The organism is Metaclostridioides mangenotii, from assembly GCF_017873185.1.
In the GTDB taxonomy this organism is placed as follows: domain Bacteria; phylum Bacillota; class Clostridia; order Peptostreptococcales; family Peptostreptococcaceae; genus Metaclostridioides; species Metaclostridioides mangenotii.
In genome coordinates this window covers 224,957-240,375 of record NZ_JAGGJX010000002.1, presented here as the reverse complement: position 1 = coordinate 240,375, position 15,419 = coordinate 224,957, and the positions used below count along the sequence as shown (strand labels likewise).

Below are 15,419 nucleotides of genomic sequence, written 5' to 3'. Positions count from 1 at the left end.
TATTTATCTGCTCTAATTCTTCTTAATCTTTCAGATAGTTTTTTATCAGTAGAGTCAACTCGTCTTGTATATCCTTTTTTGTATTATAGATACCCAAATTAAGTGTTCCTATTTTGTCTACTTCGATGGCATTATTATAACAGCTTGATATATCTGCTATTTCCAATCCATATTCTGCATCTCTAAGTATGCCTACTTCTTTATGTCCTCTACTTGCCATATCTTCTAGTTTGCTTGATACTTTATCTAAGTTTATCTCTTTCATTTTTTAATCCTCCACTTTTGATCATATTAAATATATATTTATTTCTATATACATTCTTTTGCTAGTTTATCCTCTCTTATCCCTTTTAATACAGGTTGTCTTAGTGCTCCTCTGTCGTTAGGCATGTCTTCCACAGTATATACAAGGTTCTATCCAAACAGCATTCTCATTGCCAGATCCAGAAGGTACATTTTTAGCGGTAATCCAACCTTTTTATATTTATACTGATTGAGTTTTCTTAGACTGACACCTAAAGTGACATGACATTATATATCAATTCATTTTCTTCATTATATTGTGAGATAACTAGGCTAGTCATATTATTTTCTTTCAATATATAACCACACACGACAAAATCTTCATCTTTCATATACTGGAGAGTCAAACGCCTCTTGCATCTCCACTATTAACATTGGCTTAATTCCTTTTTTATCGAATATATCTATATATTCAACCTCCTATGAGTAGTATGGTAAAGTAAAGGTAGTTTCAAGCATAAAAAAAAGAACTAGTATTGTTAAATAAACTAGCTCTTTTTATAATTCTTTAACATTCAAATATTTTTACAACTTCAAGAATTGGTTTTTATCTATCACCCATACTTATCTGAATTACACCTGTACTGTGATTACAATAATTAAGTGTATAGTCTTCTATAAGAGTTCCATCTGAGTTAAAAAATTTAAACTTAATATCTCTACTTGTAGATAACTTACTAAGTTCATTGTCAGTAAAAATAACCATAGAAGGCTCACTTAACTTTACTTTCTTAGAATAACTTTTTTTCTCATTTACCACTAATTCTACTCTACCTACATCTTTTCCATCAGATATAATAACATATGATGATTTACTGCTATCACCATAACGTACAGAAAATGCAGATACTTTTACATGTTTTTTATCTATAGTCTCAAATATTCCATCTCTACCTGTCGTATAGTTACCTTTCTTATCTTTATCAAATGCAACTACTCCTAGACCTTTATTATTTAAAAATCCTACAATCTTAGAATCTTCAATTTCTACAGTGTCAATAATATTTATATCTTCAGTTTTTGGTATTAAAGTATTATATAAATACTTCTTTATTGAATTTTCGTTTTTTCCATTTATTAATTTATTTTGTTTAAAATAATATCCTGTTACCCCTAATATCATAATTAAAATTACAAATATAGTTATTAAAATTTTTTTCATTATTTATATGTCCTTTCCAAATCTAACATAAATTTAACATTCATTAATATATTTTCCAATGGATTTGACATAACTGGTCTTTTTAATGGTAAAATCGGTTAATATTCTAATAAAACGCTTAATTTACACACACCTAATAACTATAAAGAGCAATCTTTCCATTAATGGATTGATTGCTCTCCTATTACTACATTATTTATTTTTACAACTCTAAATGAAACTCTTAGAATTATTTTTCTCTTCTTATTTCTCTCCTATCAAAGAACTATTAGTACGTCTTTGAGAGATCTTTACTGCAGTTTCATATCTATCTTGACCTGCAACTCTCTCTTTTTTGCTAATATTTAAATTATCTTCTATTGGCTTAGATACTGAATTATATCCCCCACCTATTAATATATTTTGTGTTGACCATTCTTTTATCATATCAGAAGTTTCTTTACTTAGTTTATTTGGTGTTGTAAGCATAATTGGCGATTTAAATTTTGATGCCAAGCTGTTTATTGTTATTCCATCCGGGAAATCCGTTCCGTCAACTAAAACCATATTCGATTTATTTCCTGTCAAATTGACTACTTCTTGCCCTATAATTTTTGAAGTCTCGTATCTATCAACTCCACCTAATCTATTAATTTTACTTACTTTTAAACTATTTTCAATATCTTTAGATACTGAATTATAACTTCCTCCTATTGTAATATCCTCTAAATTCCATTTATCTATTGTTTTATCTGTAGTTGAATTTAGTGTTTCAGGCTCAGTTATTAGTATAGGTGCTCTTTTTTGTGATGCAAGAGTTGATATAGTTATTACGTCTGGGAAGTTTGTTCCGTCTACCAACATTGCGCCTTCTTTATTGCCTGTTATACTTCTGACTTCATCTCCTATTTTTTCTGCTGTTTCATATCTATCTTTACCTGATATTCTAATTACATTGTAATCCTTTAACTGCTCAACAACTTTATCAGATACTGAATCAGCGCCACCTGAAATTATAACTTCTTCTGCGTTTAATCTTTTTATCTCAGCTAAAGTTTCTTCATCTACAGAATCTTTTTTAGAAAGTAGTATTGGTGCGTCTTTCTCATTTCCTAAAACTGTCGCTGTAAGTACATCTGTATATTTCTCTCCACTTGCTAATATTACTGTTTTAGTTGAAGTTGGTGGTTCAGTAGAGCCACCGCCTCCTCCTCCAGTATTCTTTTTAGTCCAACTAGCGAATAAATGTAAATTATAAGAAGGCATTTTTTCTGTATTTAAATCAAATTTCTTGAAGCTTACTTTATCTCCTTCTAATACAGGTATTGTCCATCCTGCAAAATTGTACCCATCTTTACTTCCTGGATCTACTTCTGAATCAATATTTTTTAAGGATTTTTCAAATTTAATATTATTAGTATTATTGATAATCGATTGATAATCATCTGAATAAAAGTATAGGCCATATGAAAACCTGTAGTAATTAATATCGTATGAGTTATATTTATTAGGGATCATATTATAAAATCCTTTTATCTTATTATTAGAAGAACCATTATAAGCTGAGAAACTATAATCCTCATTTACTTCAAACTCTTCATTATTATCAACACTTTGCAATTTAGCTATGAAATTATAATAATAATTTTTTTCACCCATTGCTAATTTTATATTTATATTATTATCATCGATCCCTCGCACAAACTCAGAATGAAATACAAACTGCTTATTAGCGAAGTACCCATAACCACCTTCATTATTCATACGTGTCAATACCACATCATCTAAAATGTCTCCATTTGAATCTATAAACTCTATATCAGAAGGCCATCGTTGACTTATATCTTGACCTACTTTAACATTCTCAATTTTATATGTATCACCATTCGTGTATACACTATCCCCTACTTTGTAACCTACAACTGATTCAGTTACATCGTTTATATTATCAGTATCTAAGTGAAAATCTATATCGTATTTATTTCTACTATAAAACACATTTACGATTGTTTTTCCATCCGCTGATATTGTTTTATTAGCATTTGTATCAGCTGTTTTTACTTCATCCATATTTATATAATCATACTGACTTTCTAAAGGCAAATTTTGCTTGTAGGCACTGATATCTAAAGGGAATCTTATATCAGATTGTTTATCCTCTTCTACAGTTGGAATTGATATATCTCCTCCAATTTCACCAGACCTTTGAATATTTCCAGCGAATGTATACTCATCATTATCCGCGTTTTGTAACCAATAAAACACCTGATATGTGCCTTCATTATTATTAGTTTTGGCCGATTCTGATGCAAATATCCTTATAGGCAACCATGAAAGTACTAGTATAAAAGTCATCAAAATCGATAGTGATCTCTTCATAACTATTGATACCTCCTTATAAATTATTTAATACTGCTCTTATATTTATTACGTCTAAGATACTAACATTATTTTTTAAATAATTGATGCCAATTGTTGTGAAATGAAGTTTTTTTGTAGTGAAATGTAATTTTAATATAAATAAAGAGGGTGTTATATAAAAAATTTAGAGGCATCTATTTTTTCCAAAAATAAAAATATAGTCCCGAAGAACTCCTAATTTATGTGATAATGAATACGCTTACAGTTAGCTTAAATAAGTACTATCTCTATACTAGAATTTTTATTTGACACATCATATACGCCATTTTCTTTTAGCTTATGGCATCTTCTGTCCCGATTTTATATTTCTAAATTTTTAGCAAGTATATTCAGTATCGAGAATCTGCTTGGGTCCCTACTGCTAGTGGTTTATCTCGTAATGATAGATTCAGGGGATTGATGGAAATTAAAAAGAGAGCCAGCTCTCACTGACTCTCTATTTCTTTTCTATTTTACCAATCCTTTTAGTTCATTAAATGCATTTTCATTTCCATTTCTACCAACTTGAGTTATGGTTTCAATTTTTTCATTCTTAACTAATTGTTTTTATACTAGCATAACTGGAGATTGATTTTTAGCTGATAAAACCTCAACGGAAAGTGCATCTATTAAATCATCTTGACGTAACATTCCATTTTTACAAATATAATCTTTTTTGCATACTTACGCTACTCGTTTATTTGAAGCAGGAGTTCCTCCTAAGACAGTGCAAACCTTAATGGGTCATTATGATATAAGTATAACTATGGATATTTACACTCATGTTATGAAAGATTCTAAGTTAGAAGCAGTAGATAAAATTAACGATATCTTCGCTTAAAATCTGTATAGGTGTGTGTTTAAAAATAAAAAACACTTAAATACATCAGCTGTAAGTAAGTGTTTTCAACTATTTCAAATTTTCATTTCTTAAATTGGTGGAGACGATTCTCAAAAATCATACCCACTATTGCAATCTCTCTAAAATTACTATTTAAACATATTTACTAATTTATTAAATGCATTTTCATTTCCATTTCCACCAACTTGAGTTATTTTACTTGGTTGTTTTTTAGATAATAAGCTTTTTTGCTTATCATTTAAATCATTTCCTACTATAACTACTGGTGATTTTTCTTGAGATGCTAGTACACCTACTGACAATGCATCTATTAAATCATCAGGTTTCTTCATTCCATCTTTAGCAATAAATATGTTATTTAATTCTTCACTTGAATAGAACTTTTCTAATATAACTGCATTGGTCTCATTTCTATCTATTCCACCTAATCTTTCTGGATTTGGTAGTTTATTAGCTATTTTATTTGATATAGCTGCTTCTTTTCCTATAATATAAGATTTATTTATATTTTGATTGTTATCTTTTATATATTGGTCAAATGCTTTAATTCCTTCTTTTGGTGATACTAATACTATTGGCATATCTTTCTCTGCTGCAACTGGTGCAATACTTACTGCATCAGGAAGCCCTGTTACACCATTTACAACTGCTATTTCTGATGGTGAATTTAATTTTTTAGCTATCTCTAAAGATGTCTCGTATCTATCATTCCCACTTATCCTCTCTACATTAAGATTCATGGACTTTAATTCATTTATAACTGAATTTGATACAGCACTCTCTCCTCCTATTACACGAACTCCTTTTGCTTTAAGCCTTAATATTTCTTTTTTAGTATCACTATTTAATTTATTTCCTTCTGTTAGAAGTATTGGCGCATTTAACCAATTTGCATATGGTGTTGCACTAAGTGCATCTGTCATTGAATTTGAGTTTACTATTACTATAGTATTTGCTACATCCCATCCTTCATTACTTACTTTTATAGCTGTTTGATGTCTATTTTCTCCAACTAATTTATTTTCATATACAACAGACTTCGGTTCATTTCCTTCTCTATTTTTCGTACTATAATAAGTATATGACCATTTATCAGTTACTCTTTTTATTTTACTATCATCATAATGAACCTTAGTATATTTACCTTCATCTTCTGCTTTTATTGTGTATGTATCTCCTTTTTGCTTTATATCTCCATCTATATATAGTTCTACTGGGTTCTCTGTACTACTATTCTCACCTTTCTTTAAAACTATTGCTTCTTTTTTTGCACCATCGATCTCTAATGTTCCCTTTATTCTTATCTTACTTTCAAGTTTCTTGCTTCCCTTTGCATATATTGCATGGTCACCTGGATTTGTTATTTTTATATTTTCTAACTCTATATTTCCTCCATTTAAACTTATTGGTCCATGACCCTCTATTTCAGTATTGATTATTTTCGCTATTCCACCTTTATTTTCATAATAATCTGAGATTGAAATATTACTATTTTTTAATTTACTTGAATTTACAACTAGATTCCCGTTACCAGATATTGATGCATTATACATTTTTACATTTTCTAATAATACATTTCCTTCCAACGATATTGATGCACCATTAATTTCGCTGTTATTTACTATATCTAAGTTTTTCCCCTCTACAGTGTAAATCCATCCACCTAGCTTTAAATTATCCATTTTTGTATTTGTATCTATATTGATCCAATTTGTTCCTGTACTATTTCTTATTGTGTGTCCATTTCCTTTTATTTCTTTTTTATTTCCATATATATGTATATTAAATGGTTCGCCTATAGATGAATTTATATCTATATCATTTCTTATATCTATTGTTTTTATATTTGTATCTTCTAATGATCTTAGTAAATTACGTTTATCTGTTACTACTGCTATTGAATTTTCATAGCTAGGAAGTGGTGGTTTAATCCCTTCTCTATTTTTAGTATTGTAATATTCATTTGACCATAGGTCAGTTCCTTTTTCTATTTTTCTGTCATCATAATATATCTTAATATTTTTTCCTTCATTTTCTGCTATCACTGTATATGTATCCCCTTTTTGCTTTATATCTCCATCTATATAAAGCTCTAAAGGTATATTTTTATTACTACCATCTTCCATCTTAAGAACTATTGCCTCGTTCTGTGCACCATCTACCTCTAACGTTCCTTTTATTCTTATTTTTTGTTCTGTTATATCTTTTGAGTTACTTCCTGCTGCATATATTGCATTACTACCTGGGTTTATTATCTTTACATTTTCTAATTCTATATTACCTCCATATAAATATATTGGTGCTTTATTGCCTCCATGGTCGCCCGGCGCAATTAGACCACTACTCGGATGATGCTCTTTTATTTCAGTATTAATTATCTTTAATTCTCCAACTTCATCTCCATCTCCAAAATGTTTAATTATACTCTTGCTCATTTTACTTGAATTTATAACTAAGTTTTTATTACTTTTTATCATTGTATGATTTACTTTTACATTTTCTAATGTTATATTCCCACAATCTGTTATCTCTCCATTACTTATTTCACTGTTGTTTACTATATGTAAATTTTCTCTATTTGTGCTCGTTATAGCTATTTCTTTCAGCTTTAGATTATCTATTTTTGTATTTGTATTTAATAATAAATTAAATATTTCACCACTACTTACTGTATATCCATTTCCTTTTATTTCTTTTTCATTTCCTTTTATTTCTATCCTTAGTGTAGGATTTGAATCTTTTATTACTATATCATTCTTTATTTCTACTGTCTTTATATTTGGATTTTCTAGTGCTTTTATTAACTCTTCTTCGTTTGTTACTTTTACAATCTCTTGTTTTACATAATTAGAAGACTGTGGTACGTTTTTTTCTATACTTTTTTCTAGTGTAGTTTGGTTTTTATCATCTTCCAGTGCATATGATAGCGTTGTGATTTGTGTATTAGTAGCTATTACTACTCCCGATAAAATAATCGCCATATTTTTATTATATTTTTTCATGTTACCATCCCCCTATTTATAATAAATGCAATAAAACTAATTAAATTCTTTTTGTTATAATTTTTATATCTAAAGTTGTCAATGTATTTTCGTGGATTTCATTGGTGGAGACAAATCGCAAAAAATAAACCCACTAATTTTGCATAACTAATAATGCAATTATACTATGCCTCTACATCGCTACCACCACATCTTGTAAATTAAATATCTTCTCGTATTATACAAAGACTACCATAGTATATAAGAAATTTTTGTCATTTTATGTACTATTTTACATTATATTTATTTTCTCTTAATTTATTAATATGTAAATCAAAAAAAGACCATATTGAATACTACTTTAACATGATCTTTAACTTCAAATTTCATAGCTTCGCACTCATTTTTTAAATCATAATGAATTATGATTATCATATTATATAGGTAGTGCTATGTCAATCAGTGTGCAGCATGTGATTTTTGTAATTATAATAGTTTCCAGTGTCATATAATCGCTAAACAAATATTAGTGATCCTGACTATCCTACTAAAGTAAAAAAATAGAGTAGCATAATAGCTACTCTATTTTATAATTGATTAGATTATTTTTATACATTTACTAAACACTATTTATCTATTATTCAAATCTCACAAATATTTTATTTTCTATAATTTTAATTCCACCGAAGTTTGGATATAAATCCATTTGTTCTATCTCCTCTTTATTGCTTTTATATACTTCGTCATCGCTCTCTAATTGGATGTATCTATATCCGAGAAAGTTTTCTATAGAATCTTTTCTCGAATACGTATTTAATGGAGAGGAGTTACCTCCATATTTAAATGGCGTATATCTCCACCTCTCGTTATCAAATGTCTTGTCAGTGATATCTTCTCCAACAAAATAAAGCTCCATATCTTGAGTGTAGTCTTCTATAGATTTAATTCTAGTCATTAAAGTTTGATAGTAGTTTTCCAGCTGTTTGTTTTCAAAGTACAGCGAACGATAGTTACCATTATTTTGCCAAGTATAGTTAAATACAGATACAAATACTATAAATAAAGTGAAAAACAACACTACTTTATTTAATTTATATTTATTAGAGCTCTTAAGTTTATTAGCTCTACTAGATTTGTTGACTGTAGCAACTTTTTCATACGAACCTTCATTATTCAGCAATGAGCTTACCAATAAAATTGTCAGATAAAATAAAGAGACAAATCCCATTTGCATAAGAGTGTATATCTCGCCATTAGGAACCATAATAATCACAAAGTTTACAGCTATAGGTAATATCAGAATAAATATTGCCAATAGAATAAGCTTAAGTACAGATTCTTTGTTAACTGATTGATTTTTTATGTGAAGTACAATTACTATACAATTAATAATATACATACCTATAAACGAGTTTTGAATTACTTTCGTTGCACTTATTGACATATAATCCCTAAAAGTTATCCCCCCTATTGATTTGTAAATCTCCTTAATTTGCATTGGAAGTGATTTGATATCTATTTGCCCCATCTGATCTATGCCTTGATAATTACTAAGCTGCATATCATTTGCATTTAGGTAGAATTGTAAAAATACATTGTACAGTAGGTATCCAATAGCCAAAGAAATCAGAAATTTAATCCCCGTAAGTATAATCTGCTTAAATGTAGTCCCAGAATCCATACACATTTTTATCAATATCAATAAAAATATCGCTCCACACAAAGGATAGTATGCTTGATATATACCTATTGAAAAGGAAAACAACAACACACCCATTATAAATCCTAATAATTTAAATTCCTTTATTAAGTAAATCCCCAAGAAAGTTAAAAATATTGCTGCTGTGTAGTATGCGACTGTAAATGAATATATCATTGCGCTAGCTATAGGTGGAAATACAACAGTAATACCACCTACCAAAACACATAACCATTTATTTTTTATATCAAAAATTTTTATAATTATACAACAAGTAATCGCTAATATAAATATAGCTAAAGTACCATTAAATAGAGGTATATTATAATTTCCCCAATTATCTCCTACAAAATCACCCATTACACTTAAAAACCATCTTCCACTACTGGCACCTGCTCCATACCCTTTGGGTGTATTCGTTATACTATCATGGTTATATAAATTATTTACAAAAAAATATAAGTATGATAATAGTCCAAAGAATATTGAAGAAAAAAAACAATAGACAGTGCTTTTTTCTTTAATAAATTCTTTTACTTTATAAATCTCTTTTTCTTCCATTTCGCCTCCAAAAATTTCTGTTTTTTAAAACAAACTTTTACTCCAATATTTTGTTGTATGTATGTATGTATGTATGTAAACATGCATACATATATATATTACATTAAAAGCTTATAATTTACTGTCATATTTTGCTATTTATTGTTTTTTTAATATTTTTTTTCTCAAGAGTGAGTGCTTTCATCTCATATTGCCGTTGATACCGTATTTTCTTTGCCAGAAAGTTGTTGTCCTTTATTGGTGAACTTAAAAAACTCAACATGAATACAGATTGAGATAATTTTACACAACCTAGCATTTTCAATATATTCGTCATTTGAATTTTAAAATTGGTGGAGATGAATCGCAGGAATAATACCCACAAGCATATTTATTACAACTCTGCTTTAGTAACTTTTCGTAGTCTACCTTTTATATTTTTTGTCTGTAATGCTTTTAATACCATATCACCTTTGTTATTTAGTACTTCAACATAAGTAGATACATCAAGAACACTTATAACACCAATGTCTTGTGCACTCATACCTTCTATACTACAAAGTGTACCAACTATATCAACAGGTCTCATCTTAGTTTTTTTACCAGCATTTATATGCAATTTCATGATTTCTTGACTTAGATTTGCACCTTTATCTTCTTTAACCTTTTGTCTTTGCTCTAACTTCTTATCAAATTCAGACTTTAAGCTCATAACAAATCTTTTACTTGGTTTCACCTTCATTGTTAATTCCTTGCCTGTGTATGAGTATATTTCAAATATACGTCTTTCATCAGATTTCATAATAAAGGTAATAGCTCTACCTTCTTTACCTGCACGACCTGTTCTCCCTATTCTATGAACATAATTTTCTCTTAATACAGGTACATCGTAATTTATTACATGAGTGATATTATCTATATCTATACCTCTAGCAGCTACATTAGTTGCTATTAGGTATCTAAAATATCCTTTTTTAAAGTTATTCATTACTTTTATTCTCTCATCTTGTTCCATAGCACCATGTATTTTGTCACATGGATATTTAAGTTTAGTTAATTCATTGTACAGTGATTCTACTTTAACTTGAGTGTTACAGAAAATCACACAGCTATCTGGATTTTCTATTATTGTTACGTCTTTTAATAAATTTAACTTTCCTGTTTCTTCTACTCTATATCCATCTTGTTGTATTCTATCTACTGTTAAAGTTTTTGCTTCAATTTCTATTGTAACAGGGTCTTTCATATACTTTTTTGATAATGAATCTATATCATCTGGCATAGTTGCTGAAAATAACATAGTCACACGCTTAGCAGGTAGTGCTGATATTATCTCTTCGACTTGTCCTAAGAATCCCATACTAAGCATTTCATCTGCTTCATCTAATACAAGGTATTTTATATTATCTGTTGTGAAGTTTCCTTCTTTGATATGATCTATTGTTCTACCTGGTGTTCCAACTACTATATGAGTTTTTTGCTTTAGCTCTTTTGCTTGTAGTTCAAAAGATGATTTACCGTATAACGCTGGTACCTTTATTCTTTTGAATCTTCCTATGTTAAATATATCTTCCTTAACTTGTATTGCAAGTTCTCTTGTTGGTGTTAGTATTAGTGCTTGTGGTTTGTTTTCTTTCCAGTCAACTAGTTCACATAATGGTATTGCGAATGTTGCGGTTTTACCACTTCCTGTTTGTGATTTTACTAGTACATCTTTATTTTCTAGAGCAACTGGTATTACTTCTTGCTGAACTTTTGTTGGTATCTTATAGTTTAGCATATTAAGTGATTTTAGTATTTCATTGCTCAGTTTGTAATCTTTAAAGTTCGTTTTTGTCATTTATATTATCTTCCTTTATGCCATTGTAGTATTTTATATCTATCCTCACTACTAAATAATATCATAAAAATTCTATATCTCCTAATTAGAAAAAAGTAGTGCCTCAAAATGATCTTTCCATTAATTGAGACACTCTTTTGTATAATCTCTATCTCCTTGTTTTAATATAAAAATAATCTAGATGTTAGTAGTAATCACCCCATCTAGCTTATTCCTATTTATAATATATATTTATTTTTTTAGCTGTTACAATCTATATATTGCTTACCCTTTTTCTATTAAATCTTCTATTTTAAAGTATTTTTCTCAATTAATTAAAATACACCTTCTATATAATTACATTGATACTATTTTACCATCACTAATATTTATAATATTATCTGCACTATTAGCTATTTCATCATTATGAGTTATCATAACTAACGTCTGTTTATACGCATCTACACAAAACTTTAGAAGACTCATAACTTCATCAGTTGTTTTACTATCTAGGTTTCCAGTAGGCTCATCTGCAAATATTATTGAAGGTTTATTTGCAAGTGCTCTAGCAATTGCTACCCTCTGTTGCTGCCCTCCTGATAATTCATTAGGAAATTTATTAATTTGAGACTCTATTCCTAACTTGACTATTAAATCGTCTATATACTCTTTATCTATCTTTCCTCTGCTTATTGAGGCAGGAAGAACTATATTGTCATAAACATTTATAACTGGTATTAAATTAAAGCTCTGAAATATAAATCCAAACTCTTCCCTTCTTATCTTTGATAGCTTGTCATCATTTAGAGTATATAAATCTAAATCATCTATCATTACTTTTCCAGAAGTAGGTTTATCAAGTCCTGCCATGCAGTGAAGTAATGTACTTTTACCACTGCCACTTGCCCCTATTATTGCTGTAAATTTATTAGGATCTATTTCTAAAGTTATTTCATTAATAGCCCTAACCTCATTATCATTTTTTCCATATAATTTATTTAAACTTAATGCTCTTAATTTTTTCATAATAGCCTCCTTATATATCATCCGTCTGTTTAGATATATTTATATTTTTATAGAATTCCATATTGTTAATCATTTTGTGAAATTCCCTCAGTTATTGATGTACCTTCTATTTTATCTTTAGATAAATACACTGCAATAAGTCCTATGATACTAAAAATTACAAAGAGTATAACTATTTGTTCTAAAGGAATATTATGCTTTATAGTCCTTTCAAATCCTCCTGCTAAAAGAGTTTTATTCGTTCTTGAAATCCCCCAGTTATGATAAGCTGTTGCAATTATAGCTCCTATTGTAGACGCTACCAATCCATAAAACTCACTTTCAATTATTAGTATCTTTTTTATATCTTTTATACTCATTCCAACTGCCCTTATTGTTGCTATTTCTTTTCTTCTTGCAATAATATTGCTTCTCATAATAAAAATGCTATTTACAGAAAGTATAAGTATAAGTAAACACTGATATATTCCTGCAAGTCTGTCCTCTGAACTTTGTTGTGCTCCAATAAATTTCATGTCTTCACCTTTTCCACCAATTGATGAAAAGGCATAATCCTTTGTCAGTTTCTCTAATCTTTTTTCAACTGGGTATAACTCACCTTTTTGAGTCATTACATAAATCTTGTTATAATCATTCTGACCTGTTAACTCTCTATAGTCATCCTCTCTAAATATTACCTGTGCACCTGCTGCATCAACATATCCATCTTGAGATGCTGCATAAACTTCTTTCATAATAGCACTAACCTCAACCTTAAATGTTTCATACTTTTTAACACCTTCTTTATATACAGGTAATTTTATATCTATAACATCTCCAACCTTTACATCATCAATGACCTTTGCTTCAAATGAGTGTGTAACTAGTGATTGAGTATTGTTTACTAATATAACTTTTTTGTACTTCCCTTCTTTAGCATTTATCAAATTTTCTCCTTGTTCAATAAATGACGCTCTACTATTTAATAACTCATTGCTATATCCCCTTATAAGAAGTGTATATTCATTATTCTGTTCCCCTTGAAACAATGAGTTTCGTCTGTTTAATTCATCTTGATAAGCCTTAGATATTTTATCTTTAGGAACTAAAATATATCCATTAGGATTATAAAAGTTAGGCTCTACACTTTTTACTCCTTCTATATTTTTCACCTTCTCTATCATATTTTTATCGACTTTATAAAATAAACTATCTGTACCATTGTAACTACCATTTACAGTTTTATCTACACTTCCATATGACATCCCAAAGCTTCCACCAGTTATTCCTGCTTCTATATTGGTATTTAATGTGCTTTTTACTGCAAAGCTAAATATAAACATGGTTCCAACCATGGTAATTGCAAGCATTGTTATAATAGTTCTGGATTTATTTCTCCATACATTTCTAATCGCAATACTTATAATCATACTTCCTTGTGTTCTATTTGTTTTTATTTTTTTGAATTTTAATTTTCTTTCATACTTCTCACTGCTTCTTATTGAATCAATTATAGACATCTTCATAGCTTTTCTAACTACTACAAAACTACTTATAGATACAGATAATGTTGAAACTACAAAAGAATAAATTATACTTTGCATATTTATAGTCAGCATAGAACTATACCCATATACTACTCTAACTCCCACGTATGATAAAATAATCCCAATTAATATACCTATTACCGTACCTAAAACTATATAAATAAGGCCTAATACTACAAACATGCTTTTTATTTTCTTTTTAGACATACCAATTGCTCTCATAAGACCTATTTCTATTGTCATATCTTGTAGTATAATATTAAAAATATTGTATATTACAAGAACAGATACAAAAACTAAAAGAACCATATTTTGAAGATTTTCTTTATTATTAGTAGATATATACTTAAATAGATTAGCTGCACTAACTTCCGTATTTTCATGTAAATAGTCCCAACTAAGATTTAGCTTCTTTTCCATTTTACTTAAAAACTTAGATGCATTTTTTTCTGACTTAAGAAATATTGTTCCTTTGTAGGTATCTTCAATTTTTAATGAAAGCTTTGAGTCTTTATATATAAAGGCTTGAGTCTCAGTTCCTCCAATTGCACCAGATATAGAACTATAATATCTATCTGGCTTTTCAATAACACCAACAATTTTAAATGTGTTATTAACACTCTCAATTTTATTTCCTTCATTATCATCAACGTACTTATTCATCAACATTAAATCAATATTCTTATTTAATGGATTATTTATTCCTATCTGATCAGCCGTTTCTTTTTCTATGACTATTTCTCCATCTCTTATTGGACTTCTTCCCACCATCTTATAGTTAAGAGAATCTATAAAATCTTTATCAAATGAATTCAAATCAAATTTAACACCACTTGATTTATTGACTGCTTCACAAAAGTATTTAACTCTGCTTGATTTTTTAACTTCATTATCATTTTCTAGTTCTCTTGCTTTACCTATATCAATTCCCTCAAACCATACTTGATAGTCCCCATGCAAATTTTTTGCTTCTTGTATTTGAGAATCATATCCTGAGTCCCTAATTACAATCATTGAGAAAATAAGCATTACTGAAAGTGCAATACTTGATAGCAGTGCTACTGTTTTTCCTCTTTGTTTTTTCATATACGATATTGCTAGTTTAAATATAGTCAAAACTTT

9 protein-coding genes are annotated in these 15,419 nt (G+C 28.8%); 1 reads left to right on the top strand and 8 read right to left on the bottom strand.

All coding sequences use genetic code 11. The features are described 5' to 3' along the window. Nucleotides 1-22 precede the first annotated feature (22 nt). From J2Z43_RS07200 to J2Z43_RS07190, 3 genes are all read right to left on the bottom strand, one after another. Nucleotides 23-265 (bottom strand): hypothetical protein, encoded by a 243-nt coding sequence (locus J2Z43_RS07200; RefSeq protein ID WP_209456556.1) that lies wholly within the window; start codon nt 263-265, stop codon nt 23-25. 585 nt (nt 266-850) lie between these two features. Then, complete coding sequence (locus J2Z43_RS07195) at nt 851-1,465, bottom strand: hypothetical protein (RefSeq protein ID WP_209456555.1); 615 nt, start codon at nt 1,463-1,465, stop codon at nt 851-853. Nucleotides 1,466-1,708: 243 nt separating this feature from the next. Continuing rightward, nucleotides 1,709-3,823: a cell wall-binding repeat-containing protein gene (locus J2Z43_RS07190; protein WP_209456554.1), complete on the bottom strand. Its 2,115-nt coding sequence runs from the start codon at nt 3,821-3,823 to the stop codon at nt 1,709-1,711. Between the two features lie 697 nt (nt 3,824-4,520). Between J2Z43_RS07190 and J2Z43_RS07185 the strand changes: the two genes are divergently transcribed. Beyond that, a complete protein-coding gene (locus J2Z43_RS07185) occupies nt 4,521-4,685 on the top strand; it encodes a tyrosine-type recombinase/integrase (protein WP_330617474.1) in 165 nt (54 codons plus the stop codon). 149 nt (nt 4,686-4,834) lie between these two features. On the opposite strand, the gene J2Z43_RS07180 is transcribed toward J2Z43_RS07185, so the two are convergent. The 5 genes from J2Z43_RS07180 to J2Z43_RS07160 form a co-directional block, all read right to left on the bottom strand. Further along, nucleotides 4,835-7,708, bottom strand: a complete 2,874-nt coding sequence (locus tag J2Z43_RS07180) for a cell wall-binding repeat-containing protein (protein WP_209456553.1) — start codon at nt 7,706-7,708, stop codon at nt 4,835-4,837. Nucleotides 7,709-8,324: 616 nt separating this feature from the next. Continuing rightward, a complete protein-coding gene (locus tag J2Z43_RS07175) occupies nt 8,325-9,947 on the bottom strand; it encodes a glucosyltransferase domain-containing protein (RefSeq protein ID WP_209456552.1) in 1,623 nt (540 codons plus the stop codon). Nucleotides 9,948-10,320: 373 nt separating this feature from the next. Continuing rightward, nucleotides 10,321-11,766 carry a DEAD/DEAH box helicase gene (locus J2Z43_RS07170; RefSeq protein WP_209456551.1) on the bottom strand — a complete coding sequence of 482 codons (1,446 nt, stop codon included), beginning with the start codon at nt 11,764-11,766 and terminating at the stop codon, nt 10,321-10,323. 336 nt (nt 11,767-12,102) lie between these two features. Next, on the bottom strand, nt 12,103-12,771 hold the full coding sequence (locus J2Z43_RS07165; RefSeq protein ID WP_209456550.1) for an ABC transporter ATP-binding protein: 669 nt from the start codon (nt 12,769-12,771) through the stop codon (nt 12,103-12,105). 65 nt (nt 12,772-12,836) lie between these two features. Then, complete coding sequence (locus tag J2Z43_RS07160; protein WP_234926138.1) at nt 12,837-15,413, bottom strand: ABC transporter permease; 2,577 nt, start codon at nt 15,411-15,413, stop codon at nt 12,837-12,839. Between the last annotated feature and the right edge of the window lie 6 nt (nt 15,414-15,419).